The following is a 15,080-nucleotide window of genomic DNA, read 5'->3' as shown; positions in this document are numbered from 1 at the left end:
GCATCGAACCAGATCCATCGGCCGCGATGGGGGCGGCGGCCGGGCAGCGGCACCGGGTATTGATCTCCTAGGATTCGCCCATGCCGGATGACGGGGGGACGCGCCTGCCGCCCGTTCTGCCGTTGCGGGCGACGACGGCGGGGGAGTCGCTGGACAGCGCTGTCGCGCTGCTGAGGCAGCGTGCGCTTCCGCTGTTGGTCCCGGCCGCCGTGCTGGCGGCGGCTGAGCAGTGGCTTCTGGCTTTATTGCGTACGCGTGCGGAGCTGGCGCCGCCGTTCTGGTTCCCGGGCGACGACTGGGGCCGCTGGTGGGAGATCACGGTGACCGGGCTGGCCCTGGAGGTCGGGATCATCGCGCTGCTCGGCGCCTACGCCGGTGCGGCCGCCGGGCCGGCCCTGCTCGGCCATCGGACCGGCGGCTGGCGGCTGTGGTGGCGGGCCCGGCCGATCGGAGCACTGCTGATCGCCCTGGCGCTGACCGTGCTCGCCTGGTTCGCCACCTATCTCGGCGGCGTCGGCCTGGTCCTCGTCGGCGCGTTCTTCGGGCTGGTCACACCGGTGCTGGCGATGGACCGGGTGGGCAACCCGTTCCGGGCGCTGGGCCGCTCGGCCAGTCTGTCGGCGAGCGGCGGCCTGCGGGTCGCGCGGATCCGGATCCTCGGCTATCTGACCTGGCTGGTGATCCGGTTCGCGCTGGGCACCGGCTGGCTCGCGGTGGCGGCCCTGGTCCTCGGCCTGTCCGACGTGTCCGGGGCGGACTGGCTGCCCTGGGCGACGGCGATCGCCTGGGGGCTGGCGAACACGGTGGCGTACGCGGCGCTGGCCTGCCTCGACGCGGTGCTGCTGGTGGAGGCGCGGATCCGGGTCGAGGGCCTGGACATCGCGCTGCGGCACCGCCGGGCGCGCGGCGGGGACGAGGCGGCGATCCTGGTGGTCGCGCGATGACCCGCGGGTACGACGAGCTCGTCGGGCGCCTGTTCGACCGGGTGCCGGCGCCGCTCGTGTTCCTGCTGCTCCTGCTGATCACCGGCCTGATCGCGGTGCTCTGGTACTGGTTCCCGGCGTGGGTTCCGCGCCGGCTGCCGAGGGTCAGGCTTCCGCGCCTCCGGATGCCGAAGTTCAGGCTGCCCCGATGGCGTCGTCGCCGGCGCAAGCCCCGCCGGCGCAAGCCCCGCCGGGTCAAAGCAGCACGTGCGGCCCCCGAGCCGGTGGCGGACGACGGAGAAGCGACGGTGGTCGCCGCGCCCCGCCCGGGGATGTCGCTGGCCGACCGGCTCGCGGCCGAGGGCCGCTATGCCGAGGCGATCCGCGAACGGCTGCGCGACACCGTCGCCGACCTGACCCGGGCCGGCGTGATCGCGCCGCAGCCCGGCACCACCGCCGCCGAGCTCGCCGCGGACGCCGCCGACCGCCGGCCGGCGATCGGCGCACCGCTCGGCGGCGCCACCGCCATCTTCTCCGAGATCTGGTACGGGCAGCGGGAAGCGTCGCCCGGGCACGACGAGCGGATGCGTACGCTCACCGACCAGGTCCGCGCGACCGTGCCCAGCCGGCGGCCGCAATGACGACGACCCGGCGCAGACGGCGGTGGCTGCGCCTCGCCGTACCCTTCGTGATCCTCTTCGCGCTGGTCACCGGCACCCTCGTGGTGCACGCGATCGCGCAGCCCGACCCGGAGGACGCCGACTACCTGTCGCCGGTCAGCGACGCCGGGATCGGCGGCGGCACGCTCGCCGCCCGGCTGCGCGGCGAGGGCGTGGTCGTGGAACGGGTGACCAGCACCGTCGACGCGCTGACCGCACTGTGGACCGGTGGCGGCAGCACCCTGCTGGTCACCACCCCGGGCCTCGTCGACACGTCCCAGCTCAGCACGTTCGGCCGGCTGCCCACCGGGACCAGGGTCGTGCTGGTCGCGCCGACCCGGGCGGCGCTCGACCGGTCCGACTGGCCGATCGAGGTGCACGGCGACCGGTGGACCGCGACGACCGCCGAGCCGGGCTGCACCGACCCGACCGCCGCGGCGGCCGGACCGGCCGCGGTCCGGGACCTGAGCTACGGCGGTGACTGCTACGACGGTGCGCTGCTGACCGTCGCCTACGGCGGTGCCGTGGTCACGGTGGCCGGGGCCGCCGACCCGTTCCGCAACGACCGGATCGGCGAACACGGCAACGCCACCCTCGCCGAGGGCCTGCTCAGCCAGGCCGGCCGGGTGGTCTGGCTGGACGTGCACGAGCGGGAAGAGCCCCCGCCGCCGTCGAGCGAACCGACGCCGCCCACCACCCCGCAGCAGACCACCGCGACGGGCGAGGCGAGCCCCGGCGACGGGCGGCCCGCCGACCCGACCGACGGGCCGCAGGAGCAGCCGGAGCAGGCGGCGGAGAGCCCGCCGAATCCGCTCGGCCAGGCGTTCCCGCCGGCGTTCTGGGCGACCGTCGTGCTGCTCGCGGCCGCGCTGCTCGCCCTGGCCGTCGCGGCCGCCCGCCGGCTCGGCACCCCGGTGGCCGAACCGCTGCCGTCCCGGGTGCCGGCCCTGGAGACCCTGCTCGGACACGCCCGGCTCTACCAGCGGGCCCGCGCCCGCGGTGCGTCGCTGGCGATCCTCCGGACCGCCGCCCGGCGCCGGCTGGCCGTTCACCTCGGCCTGCCGCCCGGCGCCGGCATCGCGGACATCGCCGAGGCGGCCGGGCTCGAGGAGGACGGCGTCCGGGACATCCTGGGCAGCGCCGTCGTCCCGGAGAACGACGACGAGCTGATCGCGATGGCGGCCGCCGTGCAGAACCTGGAACGTGAGATCACCGCCAATTCCGCGGCGGCAATTTTTGAGGGAGAACAGTCGTGACGCCCGACGCCGAAGAAGCCCGCCTCGCCCTGGGCCGGCTGCGCACCGAGGTCGGCAAGGCCGTCGTCGGCCAGGACGTGGTGATCGGCGGGGTCGTGGTCGCCCTGCTCTGCGGCGGCCACGTGCTGCTCGAGGGCGTCCCCGGGGTGGCCAAGACGCTGCTGATCCGGGCCCTGGCCGCCGCCCTCGACCTGGACACCAAGCGGGTCCAGTTCACCCCCGACCTGATGCCCGGCGACGTCACCGGGTCGCTGGTCTACGACTCGCGGACCGCCGCGTTCAACTTCCGGGCCGGGCCGGTCTTCACCAACCTGCTCCTCGCCGACGAGATCAACCGCACCCCGCCGAAGACCCAGGCGTCGCTGCTGGAGGCGATGGAGGAACGCCAGGTCAGCGTGGACGGCACGCCTCGGCCGCTGCCCCAGCCGTTCCTGGTCGCCGCCACCCAGAACCCGATCGAGTACGAAGGCACCTACCCACTGCCCGAGGCCCAGCTCGACCGCTTCCTGCTCAAGCTGACCGTGCCGCTGCCGGAGCGGGAGGCCGAGCTCGAGGTGCTGCGCGCCCACCACCGCGGCTTCGACCCGCGCGACCTCAAGGCGGCCGGGATCGTCCCGGTCGCGGGCGTCGCCGACCTGGCCGCCGCCCGCGCCGCGGTGCAGCGGGTCGAGGTCGCCGACCCGGTCATGGCGTACATCGTGGACCTGTGCCGGGCCACCCGGGTCGCCCCCGCGCTCGAGCTGGGCGCCTCGCCGCGCGGCGCGACCGCGCTGCTGGCGGTGGCCAAGGCGTTCGCCTGGCTGCTCGGCCGCGACTACGTGGTGCCGGACGACGTGAAGAGCTACCTCCTGCCGACCCTGCGGCACCGGGTCCGGCTGCGCGCCGACGCCGAGCTGGACGGGGTCACCGTCGAGTCGGTGCTGGCCGCGGTCCTGGCCGCGGTGCCGGCCCCACGATGATCACCCGGCGGTTCGCCGTGCTGGTCGCGGTGGGTCTGCCGCTGCCCGCGCTGCTGCCGGCACCCTGGCTCGCGGTTGCCGGGGTGCTCGCGGTCGCGCTGCTGCTCGCCCTGATCGACCTGGCGGTCGCCGGCCCGCTGACCGGCCTGCGGCTGCGCCGCGACGGCGACCGCACGGTCTGGCTCGGCAACGGCGCGACCAGCAGGCTCACCGTGACCAACGGCGGGCGGCGGACGGTACGGCTGAGCCTGCGCGACAGCTGGGTCCCGTCGGCCGGGGCCGGGCCGCTCCAGCACGCCCTCACCCTGCCGCCGGGCGCCGAGCAGGAGGTCGTCACCACGCTCGTGCCGACCCGGCACGGAGACCGGCCCGCCGTCCGGGTCACGTTGCGCTCGCGCGGGCCGCTCGGGCTCGCCTACCGGCAGCGCCGCCGCAAGTGGAACGAGAAGGTCACCCCGCCGTGGACGCTGCGGGTCCTGCCGCTCTTCCCGTCCCGGCGGATCCTGCCGGAGAAGCTGGCCCGGATCCGGGTCCTCGACGGGTCGGCGGTCACCCGCGGCCGCGGGCACGGCACCGAGTTCGACGTGCTGCGCGAGTACGTGATCGGCGACGACGTCCGGTCGATCGACTGGCGGGGGAGTGCCCGCCACCACGACGTGGTGGTCCGCACCTGGCGGCCCGAGCGCGACCGGCGGGTGTTCTGCGTGCTCGACACCGGGCGGACGTCGGCGGTCCGGATCGGCGACGTGCCCCGGCTGGACGCCTCGATCGACGCGGCACTGCTGCTGTCGGTGCTGGCCGCCCGGGCCGACGACCGGGTCGACCTGCTCGCGCTGGACACCGTGGTGCGGGCCCGGGTGGCCGGCGGCGGGCATCGCACGCAGCTGCCCCGGCTGATCGACGCCCTCGCCTCGCTGGAACCGGCGCTGGCCGAGACCGACTACTCGCTGCTGGGCCGCGAACTGCTGCGCCGTGACCGGAAACGATCCCTCGTGGTGATCTTCACGGCGCTCGACATCGCCCCGATGATCGAGGGACTGCTGCCGTTGCTGCCGCGGCTCGCCGCCCGGCACAAGGTGGTCGTCGCGGGCGTGCGCGACCCGGCGATGGCCCGGCTGGCCACGCTGCCGGCCGAGGTGTCGGCGGCGGACGTGCACGCGGCGGCGGCCGCGGAACGGGTGCTGGGCCAGCGGGACCGGCTGCGCGATCTGCTCGACCGCTCCGGCGCGACCGTGGTGGACGCCGACGCGGACACCTTCGCGAGCAAGGTCGCGGACGTGTACCTGCTGCTGAAAGCGACCGGCCGGCTCTAGAGATCGACGGCCTGCGGGCGGTGTTCGTGGGCGATGCGGCCCCAGCCCACGGCGTACGCAAGGAAAGCAAGCCAGACCGCGGCGCCGATGCCGATGCGGATCGTCGGCGGCAGAGCCGACGGCGTGATGAACGCCTCCAGCACGCCGGCCATCGCCAGGGTGGGCACCAGGCCGACCGCGACCACCATGCCCTCGCGGGCCCAGGCGACCAGCGACTGCCGCCGGGTGCGCAGCGGGCCGGGCGCGATCCATGACCAGCCGATCCGCAGGCCCACCCCGGCCCCGATGAACATGCAGGTGAGCTCGAGCAGGCCGTGCGGGGCGAGGTAGGTCAGGAAGGTGCCGGCCAGGCCCTCGCGGACCATCACGCCGCCGAGGATGCCGAGGTTGAGCAGGTTGGCGGCGAGCAGGTAGAAGACCGGCAGGATCAGCACGCCGGCGGCCAGGCACTGGGCGGTGACCAGGGCGTTGTGCGTCCAGACCTGCAGGGCGAAATTCTCCGCCCGGAACTCGCTGTAGTAGCCGACGAAGTCGTTGGCGGCCAGGTCCTGGACCTTCTGGTCGTCGAGGAACGCGGCGATCGCGGCGGGGTGGGTCGACATGTACCGGATCAGGACGGCCGTGAGCGCGATCAGCAACACGCTGAGGCCGCCCCACCAGCGGCGGGTCCGGTAGAGCGCGGCCGGGAACGTGTACGCCACGAACTCGGCGACCGGGCGCAGCGAGAAGCCGCCGCTGGTGCGGGTGACCGCGGCCCGGCCGGCCAGCATCAGCCGGGACAGGTCGGCGACGACGACCGGGTCGGGGCTGCGGCCGCGCAGCGCCGACAGATGGGTGGCCGCCCGCTGGTAGAGCAGCACCAGCTCGTCCGCCTCGGACGCGGACAGCCGGCGGCGCCCGGCCAGCACCTCCAGCCGTTGCCACTCGCCGCCGTGCTCGGCGACGTACGCGTCGAGATCGATCAAAGCCGCTGCCCCCCTGTCGAGGCGGATCTTAGTGGAGACTGTCCCGGTGAGTTCCCCCTCGACCGTGGACAGCGGCACCGGACTGGTCACCGCCGAGGCCGTCGCCCTCGATCTGCGCCCGGCCCGGCTCGGCTCGCGGGCCATCGCATTGATGCTCGACATCCTGCTGCAGGCGGTCGTCTGCCTGTTCCTGCTGGGCATCCTGGGCAGCATCGTGCCCGCCCTGCCCTACGGCACGGTGGACGGCGCCCTGCGCGAGGCCATGTTCACCATCCTGGTCGTCGTGGTGCTGCTGGCCTACCCGACGATCGTGGAGACCATGACCAACGGCCGCAGCCCCGGCAAGGCGGCGATGGGCCTGCGGGTGATCCGCGAGGACGGCGGCCCGATCCGGGCCCGGCACGCGTTCACCCGGGCACTGGTCGGCCTCGCGGTCGAGTGGCCGGGCCTGCTGCTGCCGCTGGTGACCTGGGCCGGCAGCCTGGCCGTGATGATCGCCTCGGACCAGGGCCGCCGGCTCGGCGACCTGGCCGCCGGCACCCTGGTGATCCACGAGCGACGGCCGGCGCCGTTCCGGTTCGTGCCCGGCACCCCGGTCGACCTCGCGCCGTGGGCGGCCACCGCCGACCTGTCGGCGATCGACGACGCCCTGGCCGGCTCGATCGGGCAGTTCCTGTCCCGGGCGCGGGAGATCCGCGAGCCCTACCGCGGGTCGCTGGACCGGATGCTGTATGCGGAGGTGCTGGCCCGGGTGACCCCGCCGCCACCGCCGCTCGCGCCGTCCTGGCTGGTCCTCTCCGCGGTCCTGGCCGAGCGCCGGCGGCGGTCCACCGCGCAGCTGGTGGCGGGCCGCATCATCACCGACCGCCTGCTGCCGGGCTACGGCCAGATGAGGCTGCCGCACCACCCGTCCCGGCCCGCCGTGCGCCCGGCCGCCCCGGCCGACTAACACGCAGATTTACGTAGGCGTACGTCTGTGATCCGACATCGGAAATCAGCTGTGCGGCCGACGAGTTACGCCCGATCCGCCATGAGACTGGCGGGTATGGACAACGCTGATCAGAACCTGAGCGACGGTCGCTACCAGGGCGACAACGGCACCGTCCGGGTCGAACTTCGGATCGACGCGGACGCCGGCATCGTCAGCGGCGACCTCTTTCTCCTCCGCCAGGCGGGCGACGGTTATCTGGGTTCGGCCCGGACCCGGCCGGACGTGACGGCCGAGCTGCCCGGCTCCTGGCCGGCGATCTGGCAGTCGGCCAACGGCATGATCATCGCCGCCGAGATCGCGGCCGGCCCGGTGCCGGGCGACCCCGGCGCGGCCACCGTGCGATTCACCTGGGACCGGGCGGTGAACGGGCTGCCGGTCGGCGCGACGGTGACCGTCGTGGTCCGCTGGGCCGGGCCGGAGTTCCGCGAGCTGGGGGTCGAGACCGAGACCGAGGAGGGGGTGCGGCCGCCCGAGCCGGTGCAGTGGAACGGCACCCCGACCGGGTTCCGGGAGTGCCTGCGCGGCGCCGGCTTCGCGGTGCCCGAGGCCGGCGAACCGACCGGCATCCCGCGCCAGGCCGACGGCTGGCTGTGGGACGAGTCGGTCGTCTTCGGGGTCCTCGACGACTGGATGACCTGGGCCGCGCAGGCCCGGCTGGACGCCCCGGCCTGGCAGGCGCACCTGCTCATGCTGGGCCGCCCGGTCAAGAAAGGCCTGTACGGCGTCATGTTCGACATCGGCGGCGGCCTTCCCCGGCAGGGCTGCGCGGTCTTCGCCGACGAGATCCGGGCCCGGACCGACCCGGCCGACCACGACCGGCGGATCATCCAGACCGTGGTGCACGAGCTCGGCCACACCTGCAATCTGGTCCACCGGTTCGAGCGGCCGGTCGGCCGGGCCGATTCGACGTCGTTCATGAACTACGACTGGATGTACGACGGCGGCAATCAGGCCGCGCTGTTCTGGGACCGGTTCGCGTACCGCTTCGACGACGACGAGCTGGCGTTCCTGCGGCACGGGCCGCGCACCTCGGTCGAGCCGGGCACCGCGCCGTTCCACTCGGCCGACTACTGGGGTGCGGCGCCGGGCACCAATCCGGCGTTCATCCCGGCCGCCCCGACGCCCGGTTTCCGGCTGACCCTCGAACCGCCGGCCCGCGGCGCGGTCTTCGAGTTCGGGCAGCCGATCTACCTGCAGGTGACCCTGGGGAACACCGGGCCGGCGGCGGTGCCGCTGCCGCCGGGCGCGCTCGACATCAAGGCCGGTCACCTGGAGATCATCGTGGAGCGAGGGCCGGGCGACGGGAGCGGCACGATCGGCGCCGACGCGCGGTCGTTCGTGCCCATGGTGCAGCGCTGCCTGATCGACTTCACCGGCGACGACGACCAGCTGGAGCCCGGCGACTCGATCACCGAGAACGTCAGTCTCACGTTCGGTGCGGGCGGGTTCCCGATGGCCGAGCCGGGCACCTACCTGCTCACCCCGCTGCTGTCGCTGCCCGGGGACAACGTCATCCGGGGCCGGACGCTGCGGGTCCGGGTCGCCTACCCGCGCTCGCGGCGGGACGAGGACCACGCCGCGGTGCTCCAGCGGCCGGACGTGGGCGCGTGGTTCGCCCTCGGCGGCAGCGAGGTGCTCGGCGCCGCCCGGGACTCGCTGTCGGCGATCCGCGAGGAGCGGATGGCGACGGCCGGACCGGCCGATCCGATCGCCGCCACCATCACCCGCAGCCTCGGGCTGGACGCCAGCCGGCCGTACGTGCGGTTCACCGACGGCAAGTACTCGAGCCACCCGGCCGACACCGACCGTGCCTTCGCGACGCTCGGCGCCCTGACCTCCGACGAGACGGCCATGCTCTGCTTCGACGAGGCCACCGCGGAGAAGACCCGCGATCTGTTCACCCTGGTTCGCTCGGGTGACATCTTCCGGGTCCAGCGTTGAAAGTCCGGCCGGTTCTCAGGCCGCGACTCCGGCCGGGACCCGGACCAGCCCCGAGCGGTACGCGACGACGACCGCCTTGGTCCGGTCCCGGCAGTCCAGCTTCATCAGGATCCGGCCCACGTGGGTGCGGACGGTGGCCTCGCTGACCACCAGCCGGGCCGCGATCTCGTGGTTGCCGAGCCCGTGGGCCAGCAGCACCAGCACCTCGCGTTCCCGGGCGGTCAGCCGTTCCATGATCACCCAGGCGCTCTCCCCGGTGACCGGCCGGCTCGCCAGCTCGGTCAGCATGTCGTGGACGACGGCCGGGTCCAGCCAGGTGCCGTCCAGCGTCACCGCGCGCAGGGCACCGAGGACCACGTCCGGCGGCCGGGTCTTGAGCAGCAGCCCGGAGGCGCCGGCCCGCAGCGCCGCGTACGCCCGGAGCAGATCCCACTCGTCGGTCATCGCCAGCACGCGCACCGGCCGGGCCGGAGCGTACCGCCGGTTGTCCGCGACGATCTCGGCGATCACGTCCAGGCCGTCGCAGCCCGGCATGTTCAGTTCCATGAGTACGACGTCGGGCTGATTCGCCGCGGTCGTCCGGACGATGTCCTCGCCCGCGGCCACCTCGGCCACCACCGTGATGCCGGGATGGGCGGCCAGCAGCGCGCTGAGCCCGGCGCGGACCAGCGGGTGGTCGTCGGCGACCAGCACCCGGGTCAGCATGTCGTCGCTCCGGGCCGATGCACCAGGGAAAAGTCCACTCTCACCATGGGATCCAGGGTGGGTGCGGGCGGGACCCGCAGCGTCAGGGTGCCTACCCTGAGATTTGCGGGTCGTCGCCCAGCGCGGCCGCCAGGTGCTCGCGGCCGGACACCTCGAGTTTGCGGTAGACCGCGGCCAGATGTGTCTCGACTGTCTTGATGGTGACGTAGAACTTTTCCGCGATCTCCCGGTTGGTGCAGCCGCTCGCCGCGAGCCGGGCCACCGCCGCCTGGCCGTCGGTCAGCGAACCCACCCCGGTCACCCTGGTCCGCCGGGGCCGGCCGCCGGACGCTCGCAACTCCCCGGCGACTCGCTCGCGCAGCCGGGTCAGGCCGGAGCGGTCGGCCAGGTCGAGGGCGACCGCCAGCTCGGTGCGAGCGGCCCGCAACTGCCCGGCTCGGCGCATCGCCGAGCCGCGGGCGGCGTGCACCCGGGCCAGCACCGGCAGCCGGGGAGTGCCGGCGCAGGCCTCGGCCGCTTCGTCGAGCAGTTCCAGGGCGGTGCGGGCCGGGGCGAACGACGCGCGCCGGCGCAGCGCCAGGGCGAGCCGGAACGACGGCCCGTGCCGGCGCCGGATGGCCAGCTCCCGGTCCGCCGCCCGGAGAGCCGCGTCGCGGTCGCCGAGCAGCTCCCAGGCATGGCTGGCGACCAGGTGCGACTCGAACTCGATCTCCCGCTCGCCGACCGGCGCCGCCGGATCGGTGGGCAGGTCGAGCAGCCGCAGCGCCTCTTTCGGGCGGCCGGACAGCAGCTCGCCGAGGGCACCCGCGATGCCCTCCTCGACCGGGCCGTCGAGCACGAGCCGCCCGGCCTCGGCGTAGTTGCCGCGCTCCAGCTCGATCCAGCCGCGCGCGTAGGCGGCCAGCGCGGTGTAGACGACCAGGCCGTGCCGGGCGGCGAACTCGGCGGCCTCGCCGAGGCGGGCGCCGGCCTCCTCGAACCGGCCGCGGCGCAGCGTGTTCAGCACCGTCCGCTGGGTCCACTCGGCCTGCACGTCGGGGGCGACGCCGCGCAGCCGGGCCACGTCCGGTCGCAGCCGCTCCAGGACGGCGTCGGCGTCGGTCATCGCCTCGGCCGCGGCCAGGAAGGCGGCCGAGTTGAGGGCGGCCAGCACCTCCCAGTAGGTCAGCGGCCGGTCGGCCGGCAGGTCGCGCACCGACCGGCGCAGATAGGTCACGAACTGCTCGGCGGTGCAGGCCCCGGCCGCCCGGAGCTGGATCGCGGCGGACAGCAGCAGCCGCCGGTGCTCGCCGGAGTCGGTCGGCAGCCGGTCCACGTCGAGGTCGGCCAGCGCGGCCGGCGCCCGGGTCACCAGGCCGTTGGCGTGCCGGACCAGCAGCACGGCGCGCAGGCGCAGCTCGGCCGGGCTGTCCCCGTACGGCCGGGCGTCGAGCGCGCGCTCGTCCAGCCGCCGCGCGCCGTCCTGGTCCTCGATGTCGTAGAGCACCTCGAACAGGTCGGCCATCGCCCGCAGGGCCGGCTCCCGCGGCCCGGTCTCGATCACCTCGGTCAGGTGTGCGGCGGCCTGGGCCGGCTCGCCCACGGCGCGTTCCGCCTCGGCCAGCGCCAGCAGGGCGGCCGGCCGGTCCGGCGGCGGGGGCGGCTCGGCGAGCGCCCGCCGCATCAGGTGCAGCGCGGTAGCGGCCGCACCGGTCATCAGGGCGTGGTGCCCCTCCGCGGTCAGCAACTCGGCCACCGCGGCGTCCCCGGCCGGCGGGGCCAGCAGCAGGTGCTGGGTGATCTGCGCGGCCGGTGCACCGGCCGCGCGCAGGATCTCGGCCGCCCGGGCGTGCAGGACGCCGAGCCCGCCCGGGTCGATGGTCTGCTCGATCGCCGACCGGACCAGCGGGTGCGGGAAGGACACCGGGTCGGTGCGGGCCAGCACGGCCGCCCCGGCGAGCCGCCGGGCCTGCAGACCGGCCTGCCGCAGGTCGGTCCCGGCCAGCGCGGCCACGTCGCGCAGCGGGGTGTCGTCGCCGAGCACGGCGGCCGCCCGGGCCACCTCGCCGGCCTCCGCGCCCAGCTCGCCGAGGCGGCCGCGCAGCGTCCACACCAGCGCGTCCGGCCCGATCGCGGTCAGCTCGGAGACGGCCGCCGCGGCCGGGGGCAGGCCGGCCGCGGCCATCGGCCGGACCAGCTCGCGCAGGTAGAAGACGTTGCCGCCGCTGGCCTGCGCGCAGGCCCGGGCGAACGAGGGGTCGGGCGGCTTGCCGAACGCCTGGCGCACCACCGTCGTGACGCCCGCCTCGGTGAGCGGGGCCAGGTGCAGCAGGCCCGCCGAACTGAGCGTGGCGAGCCGGGACAGCATCGGCTGCACGGCGAGGTCGGCGGTGGGGCGGGTGGTCACCACGATCGCCAGGGGAGCGCGCTGCAGGTCCTCGGCCGCGTCGGCGAGCACCCGCAGCGATTCGGCGTCGGCCCAGTGCGCGTCGTCGATCGCCACCAGCATCGGCCCGTCGTCGGCGAGCGACGCGAGCAGCCACTGGCATCCGTAGTCGACCCCGGCGGCGAGCTCGCCGCTCGGGGTGAACAGGGGAGCGGCGAAGGCGGCCGCGCCGGTCAGCGCGGCCGGGCCGCCGCGCTCGGCCACCGCGGGGCCGAGGAGGCGGCGCATCAACGCGTACGGCATGGGGGCGGTGCTCTGTGGCGCACGCGCCCACAGCACCCGCACGTCGTCGTCGGCGGCCCGGTCGCGGGCAGCCTCGAGCAGGGCGGTCTTGCCGATCCCGGCCACCCCGGAGAACATCAGGACCCGGGCGCGGCCGGACCGGATCTCCCGCAGGCAGTCGTCGAGCGCGCCGAGCTCACGCGTGCGTTCGACGATCCTGGAAGGCCTGTCGTCCGTTGGCCGGCCCATGACCGCGATGCTAGGGGCGCGGCGTCGGACCTCGCACCTGATTATCGGCTGGCGTGAATAGATGATCGGTTGATTGACTGGCGTCTTATCGCTCGGAAGTGTGAGCGGAGCGACTCCGCCGGATTTCCGATCATTAAGTGCGATCTTTCGCCAGCCACTTCGACCGGAAGTTGATCGATCATGACCGACGCCAATCCTTCTGGGCTGAACGCCATCCGTATCGACGGCGACGCTCTCCGGGCGCTTCCCGAGGAGGTCCGGTCGGCCGCCCTGGTGGTCATGGCCTATGTCGACGGTCTGGCCGAGGGGCAGCGCCGGCTCCTCCAGGCGACGCAGCCGCCCGCCGCCCAGCCCCCGGCCGCTCCGCCGCAGGCCAACGTGGCGGGCGAGCCGGAACCCGAGCCGGAACCGGAGGTCGACGTCCGCGCGCAGCTGGAGAACGAGGCCCGGATCCAGCTGGCGGCCGCCGTCCAGAGCGCTGCGGCGCTCCTCGGCCCGGCCAACTTCTGTGGTGCGATCGCCGAGGCCGCCCCGGCCCGGACGCCGATCACCCCCGCGCCCTTCCACGGTCGCGAGGTCGTGGTGGTGTGGGGTCCCGATGCGCACCGCGCGGTCCGCCGCAACCTGCCGTGAAGGAGTCCGGCTACAACACCTGGGTGGCGGACGGCCCGCGATGGTGGGTCCACAACGGCATCTCCGGCCGGATCGTGGCGGTCCCGGCCGGGCAGCGCGAACCTATCCGGCTTTTCCTGGCCGGCCACGACGACGTGCCGGTCGACGTGGACCTGCTGCACGACCTCGTCGCCGCCCAGGTGCTGATCCCGGACGCCGCCGACGAGCTCGACCTGCTCCGCCTGCGGTACGCGGCGACCCGGCGCAACCCGGACCGCTTCCACCTGACCGTCGTCACCAGCCTCGGGTGCAACTTCGACTGCCCGTACTGCTTCGAGGCCAAGCATCCGTCGCTGCTCGACGGCACCGTCCAGGAACGCCTGCTGCGCCTGGTCGACCGCAAGCTGCCGGACGTGCGCGAGCTGGCCGTCCTCTGGTACGGCGGGGAACCCCTGGTCGGCCTGCCCGCCCTGTTGAGCCTCTCGGACGAGCTGCGGGCCCGGACCGATGCGGCCGGGGTGGGCTACTCGGCCGGCATCATCACCAACGGCTACCTGCTGACCGCCGAGGTGGCCGGGCAGCTGCGGGATCGGGGCGTCACCACCGCCCAGGTGACCGTCGACGGGCCGCCCGAGGTGCACGACCGCCGCCGCCCGCTGGCCGGCGGCCGCGGCACGTTCGACACCCTGCTGGCCAACATCGTGGCGGTGGCCGGGCTGATCGACGTCACCGTGCGGGTCAACCTCGACCGGGGCAACGCCGGCGACTACCCGCGACTGCTGGCGATCCTCGCGGCGGCCGGCCTCGCCGGGCGGGTCGGCGTCCACCCGGCGCAGGTCGTGACCCCGGCCGGCCGGGCCGGTGCGCCGAGCGGCAGCTATCGGGTCGACTGCCTGCCCCGGCCGGAGTACGCGTCGGTGGAGCAGGAATTCCTCCGGCAGGCCGAGGCCCTCGGCTTCGCCACCTCGGCCCCGCCCGGCCCGGTCGGTGCGCCGTGCACCGCGGTCCGGGACAACGAGCTGATCGTCGGGTCGCGCGGGGAGCTCTACAAATGCACCGAGACGGTGGGCGATCCGGCCGAGGTGGTGGGCAACCTGCTCGATTGGCCGCGCGCCGGGGACCGGCTGATGAAATGGCTGACCTACGACCCGTTCGGCGACGAGGAGTGCCGATCCTGCCCGGCGCTGCCGGTGTGCATGGGTGGCTGCGCCTACCACGCGATGGACCCGCGCACCCGCGACTCCCGCTGCTCGACCTTCCGCTTCCGGCGGCAGGAGCAGGTGGGCCGGATGATCGCCCGGCACGCGCAGAAAGCCGGCTGACCACCTCAGGCCGGGTGCGCCCGGATTCTTGCCGACCCCGGCCATGCCCCTTCAGCGTAGCCGGGGGTCACGGCCTACGCCCTGAGCAGGCGCAATTGCTCGACAAGATCTTGCAGGCCGGCGGCCCGAGCGGGCTCGGCCGGGAGGCGAACGCGTCCGTCGGCATCGCCTCCGAGCGTAGCGAGTCACCCCTGTGCGGTTCACGACCCCGGGCCGCCGGATACGGTTGACCACCATGACGACCTATTCCGGTCCGGCGAGGCTGACTCTCGCCGACGGCACACGCGTTTCCGGCATGGCATCGCTCAGCACCAACCAGCGCGGCGGCATCGACGGCTGGGGTGGCACGTTCCGTCCGGATCAGGTCACCGCGGACGTACGCAACGCGAGTGCCGGACTGTCCTTGGAGCTGCCCTACGACCAGGTGGGGGAGGTCAACGTCACCGGCGTACGCAAGCTTCTTGCCACGCAGGTGCTGATGTCTCTCGCCGGCAGTGGGCCCGCACCGTTCTGACGGATCGACGCACCGGCCGGCGGG

General features: G+C 74.5%; 13 protein-coding genes. 10 read left to right on the top strand and 3 right to left on the bottom strand.

All coding sequences use genetic code 11. The annotated features are described in order from the left end of the window. Window positions 1-80: 80 nt before the first annotated feature. The 5 genes from Adu01nite_RS32135 to Adu01nite_RS32115 are packed head-to-tail and all read left to right on the top strand — an operon-like array spanning window position 81 to window position 5,110. The gene (locus Adu01nite_RS32135; protein WP_203732499.1) at window positions 81-944 is read left to right on the top strand and encodes a hypothetical protein; all 864 of its coding nucleotides are present in this window, start codon (window positions 81-83) and stop codon (window positions 942-944) included. Next, window positions 941-1,564, top strand: a complete 624-nt coding sequence (locus Adu01nite_RS32130) for a DUF4129 domain-containing protein (RefSeq protein ID WP_203732497.1) — start codon at window positions 941-943, stop codon at window positions 1,562-1,564. The genes Adu01nite_RS32135 and Adu01nite_RS32130 overlap by 4 nt, the downstream gene beginning before the upstream one ends. After that, on the top strand, window positions 1,561-2,838 hold the full coding sequence (locus Adu01nite_RS32125; RefSeq protein WP_203732495.1) for a DUF4350 domain-containing protein: 1,278 nt from the start codon (window positions 1,561-1,563) through the stop codon (window positions 2,836-2,838). Before Adu01nite_RS32130 ends, Adu01nite_RS32125 begins: the two co-directional genes overlap by 4 nt. Next, a complete protein-coding gene (locus tag Adu01nite_RS32120) occupies window positions 2,835-3,797 on the top strand; it encodes an AAA family ATPase (RefSeq protein WP_203732493.1) in 963 nt (320 codons plus the stop codon). Before Adu01nite_RS32125 ends, Adu01nite_RS32120 begins: the two co-directional genes overlap by 4 nt. After that, entirely contained in the window at window positions 3,794-5,110 is a 1,317-nt protein-coding gene (locus tag Adu01nite_RS32115) for a DUF58 domain-containing protein (RefSeq protein ID WP_203732491.1), read from the top strand. Before Adu01nite_RS32120 ends, Adu01nite_RS32115 begins: the two co-directional genes overlap by 4 nt. Here the strand turns inward: Adu01nite_RS32115 and Adu01nite_RS32110 are convergent. Next, window positions 5,107-6,075, bottom strand: coding sequence for a stage II sporulation protein M (locus tag Adu01nite_RS32110; protein ID WP_239132848.1), 969 nt, complete (start codon window positions 6,073-6,075; stop codon window positions 5,107-5,109). The genes Adu01nite_RS32115 and Adu01nite_RS32110 overlap by 4 nt on opposite strands. A 46-nt stretch (window positions 6,076-6,121) precedes the next feature. Here Adu01nite_RS32110 and Adu01nite_RS32105 point away from each other — a divergent pair, with 46 nt between their 5' ends. Then, window positions 6,122-7,024, top strand: coding sequence for an RDD family protein (locus Adu01nite_RS32105; protein WP_239132847.1), 903 nt, complete (start codon window positions 6,122-6,124; stop codon window positions 7,022-7,024). A 96-nt stretch (window positions 7,025-7,120) separates the two neighbouring features. Continuing rightward, window positions 7,121-9,007, top strand: coding sequence for a zinc metalloprotease (locus Adu01nite_RS32100; RefSeq protein WP_203732489.1), 1,887 nt, complete (start codon window positions 7,121-7,123; stop codon window positions 9,005-9,007). A gap of 15 nt (window positions 9,008-9,022) precedes the next feature. Here Adu01nite_RS32100 and Adu01nite_RS32095 read toward each other — a convergent pair whose 3' ends face one another. Next, window positions 9,023-9,712 carry a response regulator gene (locus tag Adu01nite_RS32095; RefSeq protein WP_203732487.1) on the bottom strand — a complete coding sequence of 230 codons (690 nt, stop codon included), beginning with the start codon at window positions 9,710-9,712 and terminating at the stop codon, window positions 9,023-9,025. Between the two features lie 91 nt (window positions 9,713-9,803). Then, complete coding sequence (locus tag Adu01nite_RS32090; protein WP_203732485.1) at window positions 9,804-12,608, bottom strand: helix-turn-helix transcriptional regulator; 2,805 nt, start codon at window positions 12,606-12,608, stop codon at window positions 9,804-9,806. 180 nt (window positions 12,609-12,788) lie between these two features. Here Adu01nite_RS32090 and Adu01nite_RS32085 point away from each other — a divergent pair, with 180 nt between their 5' ends. The 3 genes from Adu01nite_RS32085 (at window position 12,789) to Adu01nite_RS32075 (ending at window position 15,056) form a co-directional block, all read left to right on the top strand. Further along, on the top strand, window positions 12,789-13,241 hold the full coding sequence (locus Adu01nite_RS32085; RefSeq protein WP_203732482.1) for a hypothetical protein: 453 nt from the start codon (window positions 12,789-12,791) through the stop codon (window positions 13,239-13,241). Further along, a complete protein-coding gene (locus Adu01nite_RS32080) occupies window positions 13,238-14,542 on the top strand; it encodes a radical SAM/SPASM domain-containing protein (protein ID WP_203732480.1) in 1,305 nt (434 codons plus the stop codon). Before Adu01nite_RS32085 ends, Adu01nite_RS32080 begins: the two co-directional genes overlap by 4 nt. Before the next feature lie 235 nt (window positions 14,543-14,777). Continuing rightward, window positions 14,778-15,056, top strand: coding sequence for a hypothetical protein (locus Adu01nite_RS32075; RefSeq protein WP_203732478.1), 279 nt, complete (start codon window positions 14,778-14,780; stop codon window positions 15,054-15,056). The last annotated feature ends 24 nt before the right edge of the window (window positions 15,057-15,080 follow it).

Source organism: Paractinoplanes durhamensis (assembly GCF_016862175.1).
GTDB classification, from domain to species: Bacteria; Actinomycetota; Actinomycetes; order Mycobacteriales; family Micromonosporaceae; genus Actinoplanes; species Actinoplanes durhamensis.
The sequence above is the reverse complement of the archived record's forward strand: the minus strand, read 5'-3'. Positions and strand labels throughout refer to the sequence as shown.

Bases quoted from the DNA above. Each gene is read 5' to 3' on its own strand.
- Adu01nite_RS32085 (WP_203732482.1), top strand. From the start codon at position 12,789: ATGACCGACGCCAATCCTTCTGGGCTGAACGCCATCCGTATCGACGGC.
- Adu01nite_RS32090 (WP_203732485.1), bottom strand. From the start codon at position 12,608: ATGGGCCGGCCAACGGACGACAGGCCTTCCAGGATCGTCGAACGCACG.
- Adu01nite_RS32115 (WP_203732491.1), top strand. From the start codon at position 3,794: ATGATCACCCGGCGGTTCGCCGTGCTGGTCGCGGTGGGTCTGCCGCTG.
- Adu01nite_RS32075 (WP_203732478.1), top strand. From the start codon at position 14,778: ATGACGACCTATTCCGGTCCGGCGAGGCTGACTCTCGCCGACGGCACA.
- Adu01nite_RS32135 (WP_203732499.1), top strand. From the start codon at position 81: ATGCCGGATGACGGGGGGACGCGCCTGCCGCCCGTTCTGCCGTTGCGG.
- Adu01nite_RS32130 (WP_203732497.1), top strand. From the start codon at position 941: ATGACCCGCGGGTACGACGAGCTCGTCGGGCGCCTGTTCGACCGGGTG.
- Adu01nite_RS32100 (WP_203732489.1), top strand. From the start codon at position 7,121: ATGGACAACGCTGATCAGAACCTGAGCGACGGTCGCTACCAGGGCGAC.
- Adu01nite_RS32125 (WP_203732495.1), top strand. From the start codon at position 1,561: ATGACGACGACCCGGCGCAGACGGCGGTGGCTGCGCCTCGCCGTACCC.
- Adu01nite_RS32095 (WP_203732487.1), bottom strand. From the start codon at position 9,712: ATGCTGACCCGGGTGCTGGTCGCCGACGACCACCCGCTGGTCCGCGCC.